Source organism: Azospirillum baldaniorum (genome assembly GCF_003119195.2).
Taxonomy (GTDB): domain Bacteria; phylum Pseudomonadota; class Alphaproteobacteria; order Azospirillales; family Azospirillaceae; genus Azospirillum; species Azospirillum baldaniorum.
The window spans coordinates 460,907-482,040 of the sequence record NZ_CP022255.1 but is presented as its reverse complement, the minus strand read 5'-3'; the positions used below and the strand labels follow the sequence as shown (position 1 = coordinate 482,040).

General features: G+C 69.4%; 15 protein-coding genes and 1 pseudogene. 8 read left to right on the top strand and 8 right to left on the bottom strand.

Annotation, left to right across the window (positions count from 1 at the left end; all coding sequences use genetic code 11):
- The first annotated feature begins 192 nt into the window (after positions 1-192).
- The 5 genes from Sp245p_RS36315 (at position 193) to Sp245p_RS24425 (ending at position 8,209) form a co-directional block, all read left to right on the top strand.
- The gene (locus Sp245p_RS36315; RefSeq protein ID WP_014198912.1) at positions 193-3,474 is read left to right on the top strand and encodes a PAS domain S-box protein; all 3,282 of its coding nucleotides are present in this window, start codon (positions 193-195) and stop codon (positions 3,472-3,474) included.
- 193 nt (positions 3,475-3,667) lie between these two features.
- Positions 3,668-5,860, top strand: a complete 2,193-nt coding sequence (locus Sp245p_RS24440; RefSeq protein ID WP_014198913.1) for a heavy metal translocating P-type ATPase — start codon at positions 3,668-3,670, stop codon at positions 5,858-5,860.
- A 56-nt stretch (positions 5,861-5,916) separates the two neighbouring features.
- Positions 5,917-6,447 carry a signal peptidase II gene (gene lspA / locus Sp245p_RS24435; RefSeq protein ID WP_041813984.1) on the top strand — a complete coding sequence of 177 codons (531 nt, stop codon included), beginning with the start codon at positions 5,917-5,919 and terminating at the stop codon, positions 6,445-6,447.
- Positions 6,448-6,487: 40 nt separating this feature from the next.
- A complete protein-coding gene (locus Sp245p_RS24430) occupies positions 6,488-7,138 on the top strand; it encodes a DsbA family protein (RefSeq protein ID WP_014198916.1) in 651 nt (216 codons plus the stop codon).
- Between the two features lie 192 nt (positions 7,139-7,330).
- Entirely contained in the window at positions 7,331-8,209 is an 879-nt protein-coding gene (locus Sp245p_RS24425; RefSeq protein ID WP_014198918.1) for a cation diffusion facilitator family transporter, read from the top strand.
- A 5-nt stretch (positions 8,210-8,214) separates the two neighbouring features.
- On the opposite strand, the gene Sp245p_RS24420 is transcribed toward Sp245p_RS24425, so the two are convergent.
- The 6 genes from Sp245p_RS24420 to Sp245p_RS24395 all read right to left on the bottom strand — a co-directional run bounded on the left by Sp245p_RS24420 (position 8,215) and on the right by Sp245p_RS24395 (position 15,756).
- Positions 8,215-9,099, bottom strand: a complete 885-nt coding sequence (locus tag Sp245p_RS24420) for an IclR family transcriptional regulator (RefSeq protein ID WP_014198919.1) — start codon at positions 9,097-9,099, stop codon at positions 8,215-8,217.
- Positions 9,100-9,184: 85 nt separating this feature from the next.
- The gene (locus Sp245p_RS24415) at positions 9,185-10,105 is read right to left on the bottom strand and encodes a dihydrodipicolinate synthase family protein (protein ID WP_014198920.1); all 921 of its coding nucleotides are present in this window, start codon (positions 10,103-10,105) and stop codon (positions 9,185-9,187) included.
- 49 nt (positions 10,106-10,154) lie between these two features.
- Complete coding sequence (locus tag Sp245p_RS24410) at positions 10,155-11,939, bottom strand: ABC transporter permease subunit (protein WP_014198921.1); 1,785 nt, start codon at positions 11,937-11,939, stop codon at positions 10,155-10,157.
- A gap of 1 nt (position 11,940) precedes the next feature.
- Positions 11,941-13,071, bottom strand: coding sequence for an ABC transporter ATP-binding protein (locus Sp245p_RS24405; protein ID WP_014198922.1), 1,131 nt, complete (start codon positions 13,069-13,071; stop codon positions 11,941-11,943).
- A 117-nt stretch (positions 13,072-13,188) separates the two neighbouring features.
- Positions 13,189-14,271 (bottom strand): ABC transporter substrate-binding protein, encoded by a 1,083-nt coding sequence (locus Sp245p_RS24400; protein ID WP_014198923.1) that lies wholly within the window; start codon positions 14,269-14,271, stop codon positions 13,189-13,191.
- Between the two features lie 57 nt (positions 14,272-14,328).
- Positions 14,329-15,756 (bottom strand): FAD-binding oxidoreductase, encoded by a 1,428-nt coding sequence (locus Sp245p_RS24395; RefSeq protein ID WP_211101779.1) that lies wholly within the window; start codon positions 15,754-15,756, stop codon positions 14,329-14,331.
- A gap of 402 nt (positions 15,757-16,158) precedes the next feature.
- Between Sp245p_RS24395 and Sp245p_RS24390 the strand changes: the two genes are divergently transcribed.
- The gene (locus Sp245p_RS24390; protein WP_014198926.1) at positions 16,159-17,121 is read left to right on the top strand and encodes a glycosyltransferase family 2 protein; all 963 of its coding nucleotides are present in this window, start codon (positions 16,159-16,161) and stop codon (positions 17,119-17,121) included.
- Between the two features lie 309 nt (positions 17,122-17,430).
- Here Sp245p_RS24390 and Sp245p_RS24385 read toward each other — a convergent pair.
- Both Sp245p_RS24385 and Sp245p_RS24380 read right to left on the bottom strand, forming a co-directional pair.
- Positions 17,431-17,809, bottom strand: a pseudogene (locus Sp245p_RS24385) (transposase); the annotation flags it as partial.
- Between the two features lie 19 nt (positions 17,810-17,828).
- A complete protein-coding gene (locus Sp245p_RS24380) occupies positions 17,829-18,086 on the bottom strand; it encodes a hypothetical protein (protein ID WP_129557221.1) in 258 nt (85 codons plus the stop codon).
- Between Sp245p_RS24380 and Sp245p_RS24375 the strand changes: the two genes are divergently transcribed.
- Both Sp245p_RS24375 and Sp245p_RS24370 read left to right on the top strand, forming a co-directional pair.
- Complete coding sequence (locus tag Sp245p_RS24375) at positions 18,085-19,692, top strand: ABC transporter substrate-binding protein (RefSeq protein ID WP_014198929.1); 1,608 nt, start codon at positions 18,085-18,087, stop codon at positions 19,690-19,692. The genes Sp245p_RS24380 and Sp245p_RS24375 overlap by 2 nt on opposite strands.
- Positions 19,693-19,703: 11 nt before the next feature.
- The gene (locus Sp245p_RS24370) at positions 19,704-21,134 is read left to right on the top strand and encodes an amidase (RefSeq protein ID WP_014198930.1); all 1,431 of its coding nucleotides are present in this window, start codon (positions 19,704-19,706) and stop codon (positions 21,132-21,134) included.

Here is a 21,134-nt window from a genome sequence, read left to right as displayed (position 1 = left end):
GCATTTCGCACTTGCGAAATGGCCGCTCCGGCGGTGTCCAGCAAGGCCCGACATTCTCCCCATTGGGGATTTCATGGTATGAACCGCGCCGACTTTTTCTCTGGCTGGTTTGGTCGAGGCAGGCTCGTCGCGGCCGGTTCCGGATGCTCCGGAGCCGTGCCATGCATCGATGGAATGACAAGGGGCGGGTGCGTGACGGATCGGGCGGCGGGCATCGAAGCCCTGAGAGCCATCGAGGCGGACATCGGGCGTTTGCAGGCCGAAGCCGCGACGTTGCGCGCGCGGCTGGGGCTGCCCCACGGCATCCCCGCGCCATCCGAAGCGGATCAGGCGCCTGCCGTCGTGCAGAGCGCCAGCGAGCATGCCATCGTCACGACCGATCTGGAGGGCCGCATCACCGGCTGGAATCCCGGTGCGGCCAACAGTCTGGGCTGGAGCGCGGAGGAGGCGCTCGGCCAGGACGCCGGCACGCTGTTCTTCACCGCCGAGGACCGGGCCGCCGGCCAGCCCGAACGCGAAATGACCTTGGCGCGCACCCAAGGCCACGCCACCGACGAGCGATGGCGCACGCGCAAGGATGGCCGCTTTTTCGCGCAGGGAGAGATGACGCCCCTGCTCAACATCCGGGGCGAGCACATCGGCTATGTGAAGGTGTTCCGTGACCGCACCGGCCAGCGGCTTGCCGAGGACGCGGCCAGCGCGGCGGCCACCGAATTGCGCCTGCTCGCCGACGCCCTGCCCCTTCTGGTTGCCATCGTCGGTCCCGACCACCGCTATCGCTTCGCCAACCGCTTCTACGAGGCGTGGTTCGGCGTGCCGCGTGAGCGTCTGGTCGGCATGCACGCGCGCGATCTGATCGGCGAGGCCGCCTATCAGGCCCGCTTCGCCCAGATGGAGCGCGCGTTCGGCGGCGAGGTGGTCGAGTATGAGGGCTTTCTGCCGAACCGGGACGGGGAGCGGCGGGACTGCCACATCCACTACCTGCCGCGGCGCACCGCCGACGGCGCCGTCGACGGCATCTATGTCCAGGTCATGGACATCACCGAACGCAAACGGGCGGAGGAGGCGAGGCGGCGGGCGGACGAGCGCATCCGGCTCGCTCTCGACGCCGACGCGGTCCTCGGCACCTGGGTGTGGGATCTGGTGGAGGATCGTTTCACCGGCGACGCCCGCTTCGCCCGCACCTTTTCCCTCGACCCGGCGGCGATGGAGCGCGGCCTGCGGCTCGCCGACGTCGTTCGATCGATCCATCCCGACGACGAACCCCGGGTCCAGGAGCTGATCGCCCGGGCGTTGCGCGACGGAGGGCCTTACAGCGCGGAATACCGCGTGCGCCAGTTCGACGGCGCCTATCGATGGATCGAGGCCAACGGTCACGTCACCCAGGACGACGCGGGTCGCCCCCTGCGCTTTCCCGGAGTCCTGCTGAACATCCACAGGCGCAAGATCAACGAGGGTTATCAGGCCGCTCTTCTCCAACTCGGCGACCGCCTGCGCCTGCTCGACGAGTCGGCCGGCATCGCCGCCGCCGCCGCCGAAATCGCCGGCCGGACGATGGAGTTGCTGCGCACCGGCTATGGGACCACCGACCCGTCCCGTTCCGCGATGACGGTCGAGCGCGACTGGTGCCGCTCTCCGGAGGTCGTGAGCACGGCCGGCCGCCACCGCTTCGCCGATTACAGCTCCTGCATCGAGAATCTGAAGCGTGGAGAGGTCGTCGCCATCGCCGACATCACCGCCGACCCGCGCACCGCCGGCAACTGCGGCACCTTTCTGGCGCTTGGCGTCCGCGCCCTGCTGAACGTGCCGCTGATGGAGGAAGGCGGGCTGACGGGTGTCTTCTTCCTCCATCACGATTCGCCGCGTGTGTGGAGCGAGGAGGAGATCGCCTTCGTGCGCGGGGTGACGGACCGCACCTGGGCCGCGATGAGCAAGGCCGAGGCCGCCCAGGCGCTGCGGCGGCTGAACGACACGCTGGAGCAGCGCATCGATGCCGCCATCGCCGAACGCGACCAGCTGTGGCACAGCTCCCGCGATCTTATCGTGATCACCGATCGAACGGGATGCGTCACGCTGACCAACCCGGCCTGGAACCGGGCCTTCGGCCATCCCGAGGGCATGACGGCCCGTGTCCCTCTTACCGATTTCGTCCATCCCGACGACCACGGCGTGTTCCGGCGCGTGCACGCGACGATGGGCATCGGCGAGACCGTCACGAACGTCGAGGTGCGGATGCGCGCCGCCGACGGCGCCGAGCGGCTGATCGACTGGTCGGTGGCGGCGCTGGAAGGTGGCTTTTCGGCGACGGGACGCGACGTGACCGAACAGCGCCGTGTCGAGGAGCAGCTTCACCAGTCGCAGAAGATGGAAGCGGTCGGACAGTTGACCGGCGGCATGGCGCACGATTTCAACAATCTGCTGCAGGCGATGTCGGGCTGCCTCCACCTGATCGAGCGGCGCGCCGGCGAGGTCGCCGGGGTCCGGAAGATCCTCGACGCCGGCCGGCAGGCGGTCGACCGCGGGGCCAGCCTGATCCGCCAGCTGATGGCCTTCTCGCGCCGCCAGAGCCTGCAGCCGGAAGCCTTCGACGTGCGCGACCGGCTGCTCGGCATGCGCGTTTTCCTGGACCGCGCGCTGCGCGCCGACATCCAGCTGGAATTCGACCTGGAGGATGGATTGTGGCCGGCCATGGCCGACCCGGTGCAGTTCGAGCTGGCGGTGCTGAACCTCGCGACCAATTCGCGCGACGCCATTCCGGCGGCCGGACGGGTGGTGATCGGCGCCGGCAACCTCCCGCTCTCGGGCGAGCATGGCCTGCATGGGGACTTTGTGCGGGTGTGGGTCCAGGACAGCGGCCATGGCATCGCGCCGGAGTCGCTCGGGCGCGTGTTCGAACCCTTCTTCACGACCAAGGCGGTGGGCCAGGGCACCGGGCTCGGCCTGGCCCAGGTCTACGGCTTCTGCCGGCAGTCGGGCGGGACCGCCACGGTGGAGAGCACTGTGGGAAAGGGCACCACGGTGGCCTTGCTGCTGCCGCGCGCCGAGGCGGTTCAGGCGGAGGACAGGACGACACGGCGGTCCATGGTGGACGGGGGCGGCGCCCGCATCCTGCTGGTCGAGGACGATCCCGTTGTGGCTCCGGTCATCACGGCCGCGCTGGAGAATCTGGGCTACCGGGTCACGCGCGCCGCCAACGGGGAGGAGGCCTTGCGCCGCTTGCAGGCGGGGGAGGAGACGGATCTTCTGTTCAGCGACGTGGTGATGCCGGGCGACGTCGACGGCATCGCCTTGGCGCGCGTGGCGCGTGCCCTGCTGCCTGACCTGTCGGTGGTTCTGACCACCGGCTACAGCGAGAACCAAGCCGGGCTGGAGGGCCTGCCGGTGTTGCCCAAGCCCTACCGGATCGAGGATCTGGCGACGGTCTTCCGGGAGGAGCTGAACCGCCGGAAGGGACCGCAACCACCGCCGCGGTAGCGTCTGCCGTCATGGCGCCCTGACGGCGGAGGAAGCCTCCCTCCGTCAACACGCGGGTGGATAGGGCCTGTGGCATCACCACAAAAAAAACTCTCTTGACCCTGTAGTGACTCCAGGGTCCAGGATGGCGCACGACAGGCAGCCGCGCGTCCTTCCCCACCGCGGCCCCTCACATCGCCGGTCGGAGTGGAACATGCAGGACGAGACGATGGAGGCCGCCCCGCCAGTCACCGGGCAGGCCTTGCGCTACAAGGTGGCGGGCATGGATTGCCCGAGCTGCGTCGGCAAGATCGAAACCGCGTTGCGCCGTCTGCCGGGGGCGTCCGGCGTTGGGCTCAATCACCATTCACAGATCCTGCGGCTGACGCTGAACGAGGCGACGACGCCGCGCGCGACGGTCGAGGCGACGATCCGCGGGCTCGGCTTCGGGGTGGAGCCCGCCGACGCGATCCACATTGCCGAGGGCGGCGAATCGTTCGATCCCACCGCCCGGCCGGAGCCCCGCTGGTGGCAGACCGGCCGGGGCCGCATCGCCATCCTGATCGCGCTGCTGGTCGGGGGCGGTTGTCTGCTGTCCTGGCTGGCGCCGGGCGTGGCGGATCACGCGCCGATGCCCGCCGCCCTGTTCGGGCTGGCCGTCTTCGGGCGCCGAGCCCTCCGGCTTGCCCGCTCCGGTTCGCCCTTCAGCATCGAAATGCTGATGTCGGTGGCGACCCTGGGCGCGTTCGCCATCGGCGAGGCGGAGGAGGCCGCTGTGGTCGTCCTGCTCTTTGCCATCGGCGAGCTGCTGGAGGGCGTCGCCGCCGGGACCGCCCGGTCGGGCATCCGGGCGCTGTCGGCGCTGGTCCCGCGGACCGCGCTGCTGATCGAGGGGGAGAGCGCTCGCGCGGTGCCGGTGGAGCGGCTGGAGGTCGGGCAGCTCGTGCTCGTCCGGCCCGGCGACCGCGTGTCCGCCGACGGCGTGGTGGAGGAAGGCGAGTCCGACATCGACGAATCCCCGGTGACCGGCGAGTCCGTGCCGGTCGCCAAGGCCGTGGGCTCACCGGTCTTCGCCGGCGGCATCAACGCCACCGGGGTGCTGCGCGTCCGCGTCACCCGCAAGGCGTCGGACAACACCATCGCCCGCATCGTCCAGCTCGTCGAGGAGGCGCAGGCCGCCAGATCGCCGACCGCGCGCTGGATCGAGCGGTTCAGCGCCCGCTACACCCCCGCCGTCATCGCGGTGTCGGTCCTGACCGTCCTGGTGCCGCCGCTGGCCTTCGGTGGGGACTGGCACAGCTGGATCTACCGCGGTCTGGCGCTGCTGCTGATCGGCTGCCCCTGCGCGCTGGTCCTCTCCACCCCGGCGGCCATCGCTTCCGGGATCGCCGCGGGCGCCCGGCGCGGCCTGCTCATCAAGGGCGGCGCCGCGCTGGAGGCGATCGGCAAGGTGCGGACCATCGCCTTCGACAAGACCGGCACGCTGACGCTGGGGCAGCCGCGGGTCACCGACATCGTCCCGCTCGACGGAAGCGAGCGCACGCTGCTCGGACTCGCCGCCACCGTCGAGAGCGGCTCGGCCCACCCGCTGGCCCGGGCTATCCTGGAGCGCGCGATGGCGGACGGCGTGCCGCTGCGCCCGGCCCGCGACCGCAAGGCCGTTCCGGGGCGGGCGGTGCAGGCCGTGGTCGGCGGGCGCCTGATCGAGGTCGGCTCCCCCCGTCACGCCGTCGAACGGGGCGGTGCCGGTGCCTTGCCCGCCGACACCATCGCCGCTTTCGAGGAAGAGGGGAAGACGGTCGCCGTGGTTCTGGCGGATGGCCGGCCCATCGGCCTCCTGGCGCTCCGCGACGAGCCGCGGCCCGACGCCGTCCAGGGGATCGCCGCCTTGCGCGGGCTGGGTGTGCGCAGCGTCATGCTGACCGGCGACAACCGCCGCACCGGACAGGCGGTCGCCCGGACGCTCGGCCTGGCGGTCGAGGCCGAACTTCTGCCGGAGGACAAGCTGCGCGCCATCGCCGGCCTGAAGGGGCAGGGAACGGTCGCGATGATCGGCGACGGCATCAACGACGGTCCGGCCCTGGCCGCCGCCGACGTCGGCATCGCCATGGGCGGCGGCACCGACGTCGCGCTGGAGACCGCCGACGCCGCCCTTCTGGGCAACCGGGTCGAGGGGGTGGCCGAACTCGTCACCCTGTCGCGGGCGACCCTGGCGAACATCCATCAGAACGTCGCCTTCGCCCTCGGCCTGAAGGCGGTTTTCCTGGTGACGACCCTGTTCGGCATCACCGACCTGTGGCTGGCCATCCTGGCGGACACCGGCGCCACCATCGTCGTCACGCTCAACGCGCTTCGCCTGCTCCGCCGCAACGGCGGAAGCCTCCCGGCTTCACAGCCGTCTGCTTGAAGGCCATCGGATTGAAGACCATCCGCGTGAAGGCCATCCGCTTGAAGGAAAGAATCATGAAGACGACATGGGCGGCCCCGTCCGCCGGCCTGAGACTGGCGGGTGCCATCGGCGCCATCGTCCTGGTCCTCGACCAGCTCACCAAATGGGCCGCGCTGGAGCATCTCCTGGAACCGCCGCGGCTGGTCGAGGCGGCGCCCTTCCTGAATCTGGTGCTCGGTTTCAACACCGGCGTCAGTTTCGGGCTTCTGGAGAACGACAGCGCCTACGGACCCTGGCTGCTCTCCGGGACCGCGCTGCTCGTCGTCGCGGTTCTGGTGGTGTGGGCGGCCCGCTCGGACAGCCGCGCCGAGGCGGCGAGCTTCGGCGCCATCGCGGGTGGTGCGGTGGGCAACGTCGTGGATCGCCTGCGCCAGGGCGCCGTCACCGACTTCATCGACCTTCATGCCTTCGGATGGCACTGGCCGACCTTCAACGTCGCCGACATCGGGATCACCGGCGGCGTCGGGCTGCTGCTGATCTCCGGGCTGTGGCCGCGCCGCGCCGGAAGCGAAGAGGCCGGCGAGCGGAACGGCAAGCCGCTTTGAGTGCCAAGCTTCACCGGCAAACAGCGAGGAGAAAACGACAATGACCGTCCTTCCGTTCAACCGACGCCGGGCGGTGACGCTGCTCGGCGCCATCGGCCTGCTGGCCGGCGCGCCCATGGCCCTGGCGCAATCCCCGGCCGCCGCCCCGGCTCCGGCGGCCCCCGCGACGGCGACGACCCCGCGCGTCCTGGGCAGCCCCGACGCGCCCGTCGAAGTCGTCGAATACGCGTCCCTCACCTGCCACCACTGCGCCGCCTTCCACAACGAGGTGCTGCCCCAGGTGAAGAAGGAATTGATCGACACCGGCAAGATCCGCATCGTCTACCGGGACTTTCCGCTGGACCGGGCCGCTCTCGATGCCGCCGTCCTGGCCCGTTGCGTGCCGCCCGGACGGTACTTCGCCATCCTGTCGGTGCTGTTCGCCAAGCAGGACGACTGGTCCCACGCCAAGGACCCGCGTGAAAGCCTGAGCCGCTACGGCCTGCTGGCGGGATTGCCGAAGGAGACCTACCAGGCGTGCCTGGACGATCAGGCTCTCAGCGACGCCATCCTCCAGTCGCGCCTCGACGGTGCGGAAAAGCACCAGATCGATTCGACCCCGTCCTTTGTGATCGACGGCAAGACGCACAAGGGGGTGCTGAGCTACGAGGCGTTCCTGAACGCCGTGCGGCCGCTCCTCCCGCCCTCCTGATGACACGGCGCAGCGTTCGCTTCAACGGTTCCTCGGACTGACACACGGCATCGGACTGAACACATGGCACATCATCACAGTCACGATCATGGGCACGATCATGGGCACGATCATGGGCACGGTCACACGCATGACCACGGGCATAACCACGGGCATAACCACGGGTATGGCGAAGCGGGCCACAGCCACGACATGCCGACGGTGACCGAGAGCAGCGAGCGCAAGGTCTTCTGGGTGATGCTGCTGACCGGCGGCTTCATGCTGGCCGAGGTGGTGGGCGGCATCGTTTCAGGCTCGCTGGCGCTGCTCGCCGACGCCGGGCACATGCTGACCGACTTCGCGGCGCTGGCGCTCGCCTGGTTCGCCTTCCGCCTCGGCCGCCGCCCGGCCGACCCGCTGCGCTCCTACGGGTACCACCGCTTCCAGGTGGTGGCCGCCTACACCAACGGGATCAGCCTGTTCGCCATCGCGCTGTGGATCGTCGTCGAGGCGGTCGGTCGCCTCTTCGATCCGGTCGAGGTGATGGGACCCCAGATGCTGGTCATCGCCACGCTGGGGCTGCTGGTCAACATCCTCGCCTTCTGGATCCTGAGCCGCGGCGGGGACGGGAACCTCAACGTCCGCGGGGCCGCCGTCCACGTCCTCGGCGACCTTCTCGGTTCGGTCGGCGCCATCGCCGCCGCTCTGATCATCCTGTGGACCGGCTGGATGCCCATCGACCCGATCCTGTCGGTGGTGGTCGCCCTGCTCATCCTGCGCAGCGCCTGGAGGATCACCAAGGAAGCCGGGCACATCCTTCTCGAAGGTACCCCGCCGGGCATCGACGCGGCCAGCGTCGGCGCCGCCCTGGGCGAGGTCGCCGGGGTGTCGGACGTTCACCATGTCCATGTCTGGTCGCTCAACACGGAACGACCCCTGCTAACCCTGCACGCGGTCGTCGAGGACGGCGCCGACCGGAACCGAGTGCTGCGCGACGTCAACCGGGTTCTGGAGGAACGGTTCGGCATCCGGCACGCCACGGTGCAGCTGGAGCACGGCGGGTGCGCCCACGCCGACCAGGGACACCGGTGACGCCGCTACCGCGGATAGCCGGCGAATTTGTTGACGGAAATGGAGGTCGCCGCCACCTGCACATGCCGGGCGAGTTCCTGCTCGGCCGACTCCGGCGTCCAGCGGGTGGTCGGGACGGAAATGTTCAGGCCGGCAACCGCGTGCCCATGCTCGTCGGTGATGGCGGCGGCGACCGAGATGTCGCCCATCACCGTCTCGTTGGTCACCACGGCATAGCCTTTTTCCGCCGCCTCCTGGACGCGGGCGCGCAGGCGGCCGGGGTCGTTTACGGTGAAGGGAGTGAGCGGGCGAAGATCGGTGCGGGCCAGGATCTCCTCCTGCTCCTCCTCCGACAGGCGCGACAGGATGGCGGTGCCCGACGCGGTGAAGTAGGCGGGCAGCCGGCTGCCGACCATGATGTCGATGTTCACCAGATGCCGGCCGGGGAAGCGGGCGACGAAGACGATCTCGTGGCCGTCCAGCTCCTGCAGATTGGCGGTCTCGCCGACGCTCCGGCTGATCTCCAGCAGGTAGGGCGACGCCTTCTCGATCAGCTCGTTCGCCCGCAGGTAATTGTAGGAGAACTGAAGCAGCTTCGGGCTGAGCGCGTAGTTGCGCGTGCCGTGGACGCGCCGCAGATAGCCCAGCGTCTCCAGCGTGTAGACCAGCCGCTGGGCGGCGCTGCGGTCAAGCCCCGCCGCCTTGGCGATCTCGGACAGCGGCATCTGCCGGTGCGGGCCGTCGAAGGCGTGCAGGATCTGGAAGGTCTTCTCGGTCGAGCCGACGAACAGCGACGACTCGCGCGGGTCGGCCTTCGGCTTCACGGTCGGCGCGGCATCGGCCTGCTGGGCGTCGCCGCCCGCCATGCCGTCCGCCATGCCGCCCGTTCTGGTGGTCTTTCCGGCCTTCATGGGTGCTCGTCCTCGCGTCGTCGGCATGGTGCGCCTACGCATAGCATCCGGCGCGCCGGATGCCACGCGCAAGCGTTGCCACCGGTCAGGCCACCGCGGCCGCCGGCAGCCCTTCATAGGTGGTCAGAAGGCGCGACAGCTCGCTTTTCAGCGCCTCGCGCAGTTCCGGCCGCGGCTCGCGCAGCGGCGGCAGCATCGCCGGGGCGTTCACGCCGATCAGGCCCATCACCGACTTCATCGGGCCGGGGTTGGTCTCGGCGAAGGCGAGGTTCATCATCGGGATGAGGGTGCGATGGACCTCCAGCGCCTCGGCGGTCTTGCCGGACGAGGCGAGGTCGAAGACCAGGCGCCAAGCGCGCGGCAGGAGGTTGGCCGTGACCACGATGCCACCCTTGGCCCCCGCGGCCACATGCAGCGGGAACAGCGTGTCCTCGCCGCTCAGCATGGCGAAGGACGGGTCCAGCCCGGCCATCGTGCGCAGGAAATGGTACATGTCGGTGTTGCAGGCCTTCATGCCGACGATCCGCTCGTGGCGCGACAGCTCGTGCAGGACTTCCGGATCGACGGCGATGCGGGTGCGATAGGGGATCTCGTAGATCAGGATCGGCACCGGCGACTCGTCGGCGTAGCGCAGGAAGTAGTCGCGGATGCCGGCCTGGGTCGGGTTGGTGTAGTAGGGCGTCAGGACCAGCAGGCCGTCCACGCCGGCCGCCGCGAAATCGCGGCCCGCGGCCAGGGCGTCGTGATAGCCGGTGTCGAGGACGCCGGCGATGACCGGCTTCTTGCCGTCCATCGCCTCGACCGTCAGCGCGGCGAAGCGGTTGCGCTCCGCCCGCGCCAGCGCGCCGTACTCGCCGGTGCCGCCCAGCGGAACCACCCCGTCGATCCCCTGGCGGTTTAGCCAGGAGAACAGCGCCTTCGAGGCCGCGACGTCGATGGTGCCGTCGGCGGTCACCGGCGTCGGGGTGGCGGGCAGAATGCCGCGGAGTTTGGTGGCGTCGAGCATGATGTATCCTTGGAAGTGCGAAGAGGTGGAGCGTCGGTTCCGGTGCGGATCAGGAGGCCAGGCTGCGCCGGCGCAGCCGGTCCGCGGCGTAGATCAGCACCGCGACGAAGACGAGGAGACCGGTGGACACCGCCGCGATGACAGGGGAGACCTGCAGCGTCACCTCGTCCCAGAACTGCTTGGGCAGGGTGGCGCTGAGACCGCCCGACGAGAACAGCGAGATGGTCAGCTCGTCGAAGGAGGTGGCGAAGGCGAACAGGAAGGACGACAGCATGCCGGCCCCTAGGATCGGGAAGGTGACGTGGCGCAGCGCCGCCAGCGGACGGGCGCCCAGGCTCTGCGCCGCGAGGTCGAGCCGGGTGTCGTAGTTGCGCAGAACCGCCGTCATCGTCATCACCACATAGGGGACGGCAACGACCGTGTGGCCGATCACCAGACCCAGGATGGTGCCGACCAGCCCCATCTGCGCGAACAGGTAGAACATGCCGACGGCGATGATCATGCGCGGCACGATCACCGGCGACAGGATGAAGGCCAGCATCGCGCCCTTGCCCCGCATCCGGCTGCGCACCATCAGGAAGGCCGCCGGCACGCCGATCGCCATCGACAGCAGGCCGGTGCCGAAGGCCACCACCAGCGAGCGGGTCAGCGCCTGCATCCACAGCGGCGACTGGAACAGCTGCTCGTACCATTGCAGGGAGAAGCCGGTGGGCGGCCAGGCCAGACCGGCCTTGCCGAAGGACAGCGGGATCATCAGGAAGGCCGGCAGGCTGACGAGCACCAGCATGGTCCACACCAGCGTCCGCAGGGTGGCCGACGGCATCTCGCCGGTGCCGCGCGGGCGGCGGCGCGGGAACAGGCCGAGCAGGGCGTCGCTCGCGGCACCCAGCAGTCCGAGCACCCGGCCGCCCAGACGCCGCATGGCGGTGTCGCGGTTGTGCGCGGCCCCCGCGGTCTCGCCGGTCAGCGTCGCGAAGCCGAAGACGCGGTCGTAGAGCACGAACACCGCCAGCACCACCGTCAGCAGCAGCACCGAGATCGCCCCGGCGAGGCCCCAGTTCAGCGTCTGCTGGATCTGATCGATGATGAGCTGGGTGATCATCGTCTCGCGCCGTCCGCCGAGCAGGGCCGGCACGATGAAGAAGCCGATGGCCGACACGAAGACCATGATCGCCGCGGCGGCGACGCCGGGCAGCGACAGCGGGAAATAGACGGTCCAGAAGGCGGTGCCGGGGCGCGCGCCGAGCGTGCTGGCGGCGCGGGGCAGGGTGCGGTCGATGTTCTCCATCACCGCTAGCATGGTCATCACCGCCAGCGGCAGCATGGCGTGCACCATGCCGACCAGCACGGAGCCGAAGCCGTAGAGCAGGTCGATCGGCCGGTCGATGATGCCCAGCGACATCAGCGTGCCGTTGATGACGCCGTTGCGGCCGAGGATGATGACCCAGGCGAAGGCGCGCACCAGGAAGCTGGTCCAGAAGGCCAGCAGCACCCAGAAGATCAGACGGCTCTTCGCCGGGCCCTTGGTGACGGAGATCAGGTAGGCGATGGGGTAGGCCCCGGCCACCGCGACCAGTGTCGTCGCCAGCGAGATCTTCAGCGTGATCCACAGCACGGTGACGTAGAGGCTGGACGAGAAGAGCTGCTGGTAGGGAGCCAGTGTGAAGCCCTGGCCGTTGTAGACGCTGAGCGCCAGGAGCTGGCCGACCGGAAAGACCAGGAAGACGGTGAGGAGCAGGACGATGGGGGCGCCCATCAGCACCGGCTTGCGCCAGGCCGGTGGGGCGCCGCGCCGTGGAGCGGCGTGGGGCATGGTCATGATCTGGTCGCTCATGTCAGGCCGCCTTGGCCGTGGTTGCGGGCATGGCCGCCGGGCCGCGGTCCGCGATCACCACGGCGTCGCGGCTGTCCCAGGACAGCGCCAGCACGTCGTCGATGCAGATCGCCTCGGCCTCGTTGCGGGTGGCGAAGGCGGCGACCAGCGGCGGCAGGGCGTCGTCGAGCGGCTGCATGTAGACCTTGGTCAGGCTGCCGGTCACCATCACGTCGGACACCCGGCCCATCACGGCCGGCTCATCCCCCGAGGGACGGGCGATGGTCAGGTTCTGCGGCCGCACCATCACCCGCACCGGGGAGCCCGGCGGCAGGTCCTGGCCGTTGGCCAGCGCGCGGCCCGGAAGGCCGGTGCTGCCCAGCCGGATCTCCGCCTCGTCGCCCAGCCGCGGCCCCAGCGAGGCCGGCAGCAGGTTGGATTCGCCGAGGAAGTCGGCGACGAACAGGGTGCGCGGGCGGAAATAGAGGTCGGCCGGCGTGCCGAGCTGCTCGATGCGGCCGGAATTCATCAGGCAGATGCGATCGGACATCGTCATCGCCTCTTCCTGGTCGTGGGTGACGTAGACGACCGTGGTGCCCAGCTCGCGGTGCAGATGCTTGATCTCAAGCTGCATGTGCTCGCGCAGCTTCTTGTCGAGGGCGCCCAGCGGCTCGTCCATCAGGATGATCGACGGCTTGTAGACCATGCAGCGGGCCAGGGCGACGCGCTGCTGCTGGCCGCCCGACAGCTCGCGCGGGTAGCGCCCGGCGATGTGCGGCAGGTGGACCATCTCCAGCGCCTCGCGCGCGCGCTTCTTCGCCTCGGCCTCCGGGATCTTCCGCATCTTCAGCGGGAAAGCGATGTTCTCGGCGATCGTCATGTGCGGGAACAGGGCGTAGTTCTGGAACACCACGCCGATGTCGCGCTCGTAGGGCGGGGCGTAGGTCACGTCCTGCGCGCCGATGCGCACGATTCCTTCGTCGGGCGGAACCAGCCCGGCGAGCAGACTGAGCAACGTCGTCTTGCCCGAGCCCGACGGGCCGAGCAGGGTCAGGAATTCACCGTCGGCGACCACGAGATCCGTGGGGGCGAGCGCCACGAAATCGCCATAGCGCTTGGCGAGGCCCTGGACGGTTAGGCTGGACGACGACATGGCAGGTCTCCTCGCGTCGAAAGGGGAATGGGGAACATGCGGGAGCCCCGCAACCGGCCACGTCCTGCGGGCGGGTCCGGTTGCGGGTCCTCAGTCGGGACGGAGCGTCCCGTCGCCTCAGCTCAGCAGCCAGGCGTTGTAGCGCTCGAGCGCCTTCTGCTGGTTGTCCAGCCAGAACTGCGCGTTGATCTTGACGCCCTTCTCGATGTTCGCCGGGAAGGTCGGGCAGTTGGGGGCGATCGCCGCGTCGATGTGCTTGAAGGCGTCGGGCAGGGTGACGCCGGCCGGGAAGTACTTCACCAGTTCCGCCTGGCGCTTGGCATCGCAGGTGAACTTGATGAACTGGCGGCAGGCGTCGGCGTTCGGCGTGCCGGCCAGGATGGCCCAGCTGTCGAGGCCCCAGATGTTCTGGTCCCAGACGATGCCGACCGGAGCACCGGCGGCGATCGCCGCCTGCGGACGCGACACCCAGGTCGGGACGAGATCGACCTCGCCGGAGATCAGCATCTGCTCGACCTGCGCGCCGCTGGTCCAGAAGATCGGAATGTCCTTCTTGATGCGGTCCAGCGTCTTGAAGGCACGGTCGAAGTCGCAGGGATAGACCTCGCCGGTGGGCACGCCGTCGGCCATCAGCGCCTGCTCGATGGTATCGAAGGGATGCTTGCGCAGGGCGCGGCGGCCGGAGACGCCGGCGACGTCGTAGAAATCCTTCCAGGAGGCCGGCGCCTTGCGGCCCTTGAAGGCGTCGGTGCGGTAGGCCAGCACGGTGGTGTAGACGTTGGTGCCGACGCCGTATTCCGACATGTACTGCTTGGGAATGGCGGCGACCGCCGGATCATTCTCCAGCCCGTGCTTCTCCAGCATCGGCTTGTCGCCGGCGGTCAGCATGAGGATGGCCGGCTCGCTGATCTTGGCCATGTCCCAGGTGTAGGACTTCGCCTCGACCATCGAGCGGATCTGCGCGGTCGGCTCGGCGTTGGCCTGGACGCCGACGACCTCGATGCCGGTGGCCGCGGTGAAGGGCTTGTAGAAGACCTCGCCATAGGCCTTGGTGTAGATGCCGCCGTCGTCGCGCACGACGATGCGCTTGTTCTGCGCGCGGGCCGGGCTCCAGATCGCCGGCATGGCGAGCGCCGCGGTGCCGGCGGCGCCGGCTTTCAGCAGGGTGCGGCGGGACCAGCCGGATTGACGTGTGCTCATGTCGGAACTCCTCAAGGATGGGCCGGGACGGCGGATGGGCTGGGGACGACGGGAAAATCAGCCGGGCGGCAGGAGCCGTCCGGGATTGAGGATGTTGTGCGGGTCGAGCGCCCGCTTGACGGCGCGCATCAGCGCCAGCTCCGCCGGCGGCTTGTAGCGGGCCATCTCGGCGAGCTGGACGCGGCCGACCCCGTGTTCGGCGCTGAAGGTGCCCTTGAGCCGGGCGGCCTCGTCGTTGACGGCGTGGCGCAGCGCGGCGGCGAGCGCGTCGCGGTCGCCCGATCCGGCGGCCTCCCAGGCGTCGAAGGTGAAGAAGGGGATGAAGTGGACGTTGCCATCGCCGAGATGGGCCACCACGATCACCGGCAGGTCGGGCACCAGGGCGCGCACCGCCGCGGTCGCCGCCGCGATGAAGGCCGGCACCGCCGACAGCGGCACCGCGCAGTCGGTGGTCAGACCGACGCCGGCCTTCTTGTTGGCCTCCGACACGCTGTGGCGGATCTCCCACATGGCGTGGCGCTGCGCTTCGCTGGACGCCAGCGCCGCGTCGCTCAGCAGGCCATCGGCGAAGGCGTCCTCAAGGATCGCCTGCAATTCGTCGTCGAGCGCCTCGCCGGAGCCGTTGTCCGACAGCTCGATCAGCACATGCCAGTCGGCCTCGCTCTCGATCGGGCTGCGGCGGCCGGGGACATGGCCGATCACCAGATCGAGCTGCAGGCGGTTGATCATCTCGAAGGCGGACAGCCGGGCCGCGCTGCGCTCCTGCACGCGGGTCAGCAGGGTCAGCGCGTCCTCCGGCGAGGCCATCCCGACCCAGGCCACCGCGTGGCGCGTCGGCAGCGGGTGCAGCTTCAGCGTCGCCGCCGTGATGACGCCGAGCGTGCCTTCCGAGCCGATGAACAGATGCTTCAGATCGTAGCCGGTGTTGTTCTTGCGCAGGCCGTAGAGGCCAGACCAGACGGTGCCATCGGCCAGCACGACCTCCAGCCCCAGCACGTTCTCGCGCGTGTTGCCGTAGCGCAGGACCGAGGTGCCGCCGGCGTTGGTGGCGATGGTGCCGCCGATCTGGCAGGAGCCCTCGGCGCCCAGGCTGACCGGGTAGAGCCGCCCGGCGGCGGCGGCGGCCTCCTGGACGGTGGCGAGGACGCAGCCGGCCTCGACTTCCATCGTGCTGTTCACCGGGTCGATGGCGCGGACCGCGCGCATGCGGGTCAGGCTGAGGATGACCGGGGCGGGGCCGGACTCCGACGGGACGGCGCCGCCGCACAGGCTGGTGTTGCCGCCCTGCGGCAGGACCGGCACCCCGTGCCTGGCGCAGCACCGCACCACGTCGGCCACCTGCCCGGCGTTGGCGGGGCGCGCGAGGCAGAGCGCCGGGCCGCGGTAACGCCCACGCCAGTCCTCGGTCACGGCGTCCAGATCGGCGGGGTCGGTCAGGACGGCGTCGGCGCCGATCAGGCTCGTCAGTTCAGCGATCACGTCCACGCGCGATCTCCTTGATCTATCCATTATTCAATCGCTATGCGATTGCTTCAACTGGAATATGATAACTTGAGATTTGTGCTCCAACAAACTTCTTTTTGCAGAGAGGACGAATTTTCGGTGTGCGGAAGGGTCGGCGCAGGCGCCGTCAGGCCATGCCGGCCCGAGGAAAGCCCGCTCCCCACCTGTTGCGAAGGCCCAGGGTTCCGGCGGTCATGGCTATGCGGTGGGCGGCGGCTCCAGCGGCCGGCCAGACGGCGCGCCGACAAAGCCTACGACGCCCAACCCGCATCGAGCGTTGCCGCCGCAGCCACGGGTGGAAGTCGTTGAATGCTCGCCGGAAGCGTGCGACACCGACCATCGGAACGCTGGTTTCGAATGCGGCGTGGCGGTTGGGAGAGGCGCATGCGTGTTGTCGCGGTGGCCAGATGCAAGGATGAGGAGGACATTATCGAGGCCTTCGTCCGCCATACCTTGTGCTTCGCGGATGATCTCGTCGTGCTCGACAACGGATCGGTGGACCGGAGCGTCGATATCCTGAAGGCTTTGCGCGGCGAAGGCCTTCCGCTGCACCTGTTCCAGCACCGCGACGAGGTGCTCGTTGAAGACCTCCATTCCAACTGGCTGTTCGAGGCGGCGATCAGGCAGTTCTCGGCCGACTGGGTGCTTTTTCTCGACGCCGACGAGTTCGTCCACGTCCGTACGCCCAACCTCGTGTTTCGAGACTGGCTCCTCTCCACGCCGTCAGACCTCTGCGGCATCAACGTGCTTCTGGAGAACTATCACCCGCTGCCGGAGGCTGCCGCCGCGCCGGTCGGCAACGTCGCTGAGCGGCTCACGCACCGTTGGCCGTCCATGCCGCCGGTCCCGAAGATATTCTACCGCCACCGCGGTGGGCCGCGGCCATCAATCTCGGCGGGACACCACTATCTCTCCGCGGATGGTGTCGTTCTGCCGTGCCACACCCAGGCCGACGTCGTCCTGGCCCACTTCAACGCTCGGAGTCCGTGGCAACTGGCGCGCAAGGCCATGATCGGCTGGCTCCGGATGGAGGCCAGCGGGACCGACGCCAGGAACACCGGGATCGCGGCGAACTACCGCCATATGTTCGATCTCCTCATGGACAATCCCGACGTCTTCATGGCCCAGGTGATCGATCGCCGCGATGATCTGGTCTTCGATCCGCTGCCATACGCGGGAGGGCCTCTGAAATACACGGCGCCGACCGACGAAACGGCGCTGTTCATCAAGGCCACCAGCGAATTCGCGCTGCGGATCGCGCGTCAGCACGGCGCTCGGGTCGACGCCGACACACAGGTGCTGCACCGCCTCAGGGCGCGCATCGCGGACGTCATGCCGGTGCCGTGATCCAAGGCCCGTGTCCGCGGCCACCCGCTGGGCGGACTGGTTGTAACGCTGCGCACAATCACCGTAACCGCTGCCGTCCTGGCCGAAAGACGTCCAGGTGATCGTGTGGGTTCCGCCTTCAGCGCCGCGGCTTGGGAGACGCGCCGGATGTTCGGCGTGAAGACGGTGACCTGGAACTCCCCGCCGACGGTTGCGCCGGCGGCGTAACGCTGTCCGTCAACACCCGGCTGTCGAAGGCGTCGGGGTTGAGCAGACCCGGCAACTGCGCGCCGTCGTGCCGCGTCGGTGACGATAAAGCGTCGGATCTGGCGGAACCGGCGGTAGAGTTAAGTCGCCGCGCTCCTTCAATGCCGTGTCGAAGCGGGCGAACAGGCCTTCCATCGCTCCCGCCGTTACCAGCGCCTCGCGGAACAGCCAGACCGTCGTGCGGTCCGGAACCCGGTCGCTCAACCCCAGCCCAAGGAAACGCATGAACGGCAGCCGGTCGCGCACCTGATACTCCGCCTGCTCGTCCGACAGCCCATACAGCGCCTGCAGCACCAGGATCTTGAACATCATCACCGCGTCCAGCGGCGGCCGGACCATTTCGAAGTCTACCACCGATGACAGACGTTCCAGTGGATCGCCGCACTTTGCTCAGATCCGCGCAGCGGTCCTGAAGCTCGAACAGCCCAGCTTGCCCGGCCATGTCCCGTCCTCCTTCGCCCTTAAGTAAAGGGAATAACCAGAACGCCGGTCGCGCTATGGTTTTTCGAGGCTTCCACCTGACGGAACCCTGTCCGGCGCGTCGCGCTCCGGTCCCCAATGCCTGCATGCGCATGTTCATCCGAGCACAAACGCTGTTCAATTTTGGACGATTGCGCGAACTCAACAAGCAAATAGGATGAATAAAAATGATTTAGCGAAATAAATTGGTGATTGGGTGCCGCCGGTGGTCCCATCACCCCTGCCGTGGAGAGAATCATGGATCGCCGTGCCTTCCTGGGTGCGATGGCCGGGCTGGTGCCCGCCGCCGCCTTCACCCGCACCGCCGCCTTCGCCCAGAGCAACCCCGCGGCCTCCTCCGGCTCCCGCCCGCTCTCCATCGGGGCGATCTCGGCCCCGAACTCGCTGGACCCCCATTTCTACCAGTCGCCGACCAACAACCAGACGCTGCGGCAGATCTTCGACCCGCTGGTGACGGAGGACGCGACGGGAACGCTGCGCCCCCTGCTGGCCGAATCCTGGCGGGCGCTGGACGAGACCACCTGGGAATTCAAGTTGCGTCCGGGAATCCGCTTCCACGACGGCACGCCGCTGACTCCGGACGACATCGCCTTCACCATCGAGCGGGTGCCCAACGTCCCGAACAGCCCCGGCTCCTTCGTGCCTTACGTGCGCAACGTCGCGGCGGTGGAGGTGATCGACGAGCGGACCTTCCGCATCCGCAGCAAGACGCCGAACCCCTTCCTCGACCGCGACTTTACGAACCTCTACATCCTGTCGCGCAAGATCCACGCGGGCGCCGAGACGGCGGATTTCACCTCGGGCAAGCTGGCCGTCGGCACCGGGGCCTTCCGCTACGCCGGCTTCACCGTCGGCCAGCAGATCGAGCTGGAGCCCAACCCCGCCTATTGGGGGCGGACGCCGGGCTGGAGCCGCATCCGCACCCGCTTCATCCCCGACGCCGGGGCGCGCGTCGCCGGGCTGCTGTCGGGCGACCTCGACCTGATCGACGGCGTGCCGGTGCAGGACGTGGCCCATCTGACCGCCGACAAGACTGTGGACATCTTCAGCGTCGCCAGCGCCACCAGCGCCTATCTGTTCCCCGACGCCAGCCGCGACCAGGCGCCCTTCGTCACCGACCGCGCCGGCCGGCCGCTGGACCGCAATCCGCTGAAGGACGTGCGGGTGCGTCAGGCGCTGTCGCTGGCCATCGACCGCAAGGGCATCGTGGAGCGGCTTCTGCTCGGCCAGGGCACGCCCGCCGACCAGTTCGCCCCGCCGCCCGCCCCGGACCGGCTGCCCAACCGCGCGCCCATCGCCGTGGACGTCGCCCGCGCCAAGCGGCTGCTGGCGGAGGCCGGCTATCCCGAGGGCTTCGGGCTGACCATCCACGGGCCGAGCGGCTTCTTCACCGGGGACGTCGCGGTGCTCCAGGCCATCGCCCAGGGCTTCTCGCGCATCGGTGTGGAGACCAAGGTGGAGACTCTGCCCATCGCCACCTTCTTCTCCCGCGCCACCAACCGGGAGTTCGCCCTGTTCCTGACCACCTACGCCACCACCAACAGCGCGGAGCTGCTGCGGCAGGTGGTGCTGACCAAGGATCAGGAAACCGGGGCCGGTCCCTTCAACCGCCAGCGCTATTCCAACCCCAAGCTGGACGCGCCGCTGCTGGCGGCACTCGGCGACTTCGACGCCGAGCGGCGGGTCGCCCGCATCCGCGACGCGCTGGCCGCGCTGGAGGAGGACGTGGGGGTCATCCCGGTCTTCTACCCGCGCTTCAACTGGGCGGGGCGCAAGGGCTACGTGCGCTTCGTTCCCGGCAACGCCTTCGGCCACACCAACGCCGTCTTCGCCGAGCCGGTCTGAGGAATCCCGCCATGTCCCTGTTCTCCGACTATCAGGCCCACGACGCGGTGGGCCTCGCCGCCCTCGTCCGGCGCCGCGCGGTGTCCCCGGTCGAACTGCTGAAGTCCGCCCTGGCCCGGCTGGAGGCGGTCAATCCGCTCATCAACGCCGTCGTCGACCAGTTCGCCGAGGACGCCTTCGCCCAGGCCCGGAGCCTGACGGGGGAGGAGCCGCTGGCCGGCGTGCCCTTCCTGCTGAAGGATCTGAACATCCAGGTGCTCGGGCGGCGCACCAGCAACGGCAGCCGCCTGTGGCGCGACCATGTGGCGGTCAAGGATTCCACCGTCACCGCGCGCTACCGCGCCGCCGGGCTGGTGCTGTTCGGCTTCACCAACACGGCGGAGCTGGGTTTGGCCTGCGAGACGGCGCCGGCCCTGTTCGGCCCCACCCGCAACCCGTGGAACCGGAAGCGCAGCGTTGGCGGCTCCTCCGGCGGGGCGGCGGCGGCGGTGGCGGCGGGCATCGTCCCGGCGGCCCACGCCACCGATGGCGGCGGCTCCATACGGATCCCGTCCTCCAACACCGGGACCTTCGGGCTGAAGCCGACGCGTGGGCGCAACCCCTTCGGCCCCGACCTGGGGGAGGGCTGGAACGGCCTGTCGGTGCACCACGCGATCACCCGCTCGGTGCGCGACAGCGCCGCCCTGCTCGACGCCACCCACGGGCCGGAGCCGGGCGACCCCTACGCCGCGCCGCGCTTCGACGGGCGCTACCTCGACCTCGTGGAGCGCGATCCCGCGCCGCTGCGCATCGCCTTCCAGACCGTGGACCATGAGGGGCGCGCCGTCGATCCCGCCGCCGCCAAGGCGGTGACCGACGCGGCGGCGCTGCTCGAATCGCTCGGCCACCGGGTGGAGGAGGCCAGCCCCGGCGTGGACGGCGCCGCGCTGAAGCGGGCGACGCGCATCATCGTCGCCTCCAACATCGCCAACGTCCTGCGCGCCCGCGAAGAGGCGCTGGGGCGGCCCATCGAGCCGGACGAGCTGGAACCGATCACCCGCCTGTGGGCCGGGGAGTCCGCGAAATACACCGGCGCCGACCTTGCCCGGTCCATCTGGACGATCCACGGCCTGTCGCGCCTGTTCGGGCGCTTCTTCCAGAGTTACGACGCGCTGCTGACCCCGACCTTCGCCGCCCCGCCGCTGCCCATCGGGACGGTGGACATGCAGAGCGCGGATCTCGACGGCTATTACGAGACGCTGCGCCGCTACAGCGCCTTCACCTCCGTCTACAACAGCGCCGGCATCCCGGCGGCCAGCGTGCCCTTCGCGCTTGCGGACGGGCTGCCGGTCGGCGTGCAGATCGCCGCCCCGCTGGGCGAGGACGGTCGGGTGCTCCAGCTCGCCGCGCAGATCGAGCGCGCCCGGCCCTGGGCCGGCCTGTACCCGCCGCTTCCGGTGTAG

Excerpts from the sequence above, each read along its gene's own strand:
- Sp245p_RS24380 (WP_129557221.1), bottom strand. The coding sequence starts at position 18,086 with ATGATTCTCTCCACGGCAGGGGTGATGGGACCACCGGCGGCACCCAAT.
- Sp245p_RS24400 (WP_014198923.1), bottom strand. The coding sequence starts at position 14,271 with ATGAGCACACGTCAATCCGGCTGGTCCCGCCGCACCCTGCTGAAAGCC.
- Sp245p_RS24415 (WP_014198920.1), bottom strand. The coding sequence starts at position 10,105 with ATGCTCGACGCCACCAAACTCCGCGGCATTCTGCCCGCCACCCCGACG.
- Sp245p_RS24420 (WP_014198919.1), bottom strand. The coding sequence starts at position 9,099 with ATGAAGGCCGGAAAGACCACCAGAACGGGCGGCATGGCGGACGGCATG.
- Sp245p_RS24430 (WP_014198916.1), top strand. The coding sequence starts at position 6,488 with ATGACCGTCCTTCCGTTCAACCGACGCCGGGCGGTGACGCTGCTCGGC.
- Sp245p_RS24370 (WP_014198930.1), top strand. The coding sequence starts at position 19,704 with ATGTCCCTGTTCTCCGACTATCAGGCCCACGACGCGGTGGGCCTCGCC.
- Sp245p_RS24440 (WP_014198913.1), top strand. The coding sequence starts at position 3,668 with ATGCAGGACGAGACGATGGAGGCCGCCCCGCCAGTCACCGGGCAGGCC.
- Sp245p_RS24390 (WP_014198926.1), top strand. The coding sequence starts at position 16,159 with ATGCGTGTTGTCGCGGTGGCCAGATGCAAGGATGAGGAGGACATTATC.
- lspA (WP_041813984.1), top strand. The coding sequence starts at position 5,917 with ATGAAGACGACATGGGCGGCCCCGTCCGCCGGCCTGAGACTGGCGGGT.
- Sp245p_RS24375 (WP_014198929.1), top strand. The coding sequence starts at position 18,085 with ATGGATCGCCGTGCCTTCCTGGGTGCGATGGCCGGGCTGGTGCCCGCC.
- Sp245p_RS24405 (WP_014198922.1), bottom strand. The coding sequence starts at position 13,071 with ATGTCGTCGTCCAGCCTAACCGTCCAGGGCCTCGCCAAGCGCTATGGC.
- Sp245p_RS24425 (WP_014198918.1), top strand. The coding sequence starts at position 7,331 with ATGCCGACGGTGACCGAGAGCAGCGAGCGCAAGGTCTTCTGGGTGATG.
- Sp245p_RS24410 (WP_014198921.1), bottom strand. The coding sequence starts at position 11,939 with ATGAGCGACCAGATCATGACCATGCCCCACGCCGCTCCACGGCGCGGC.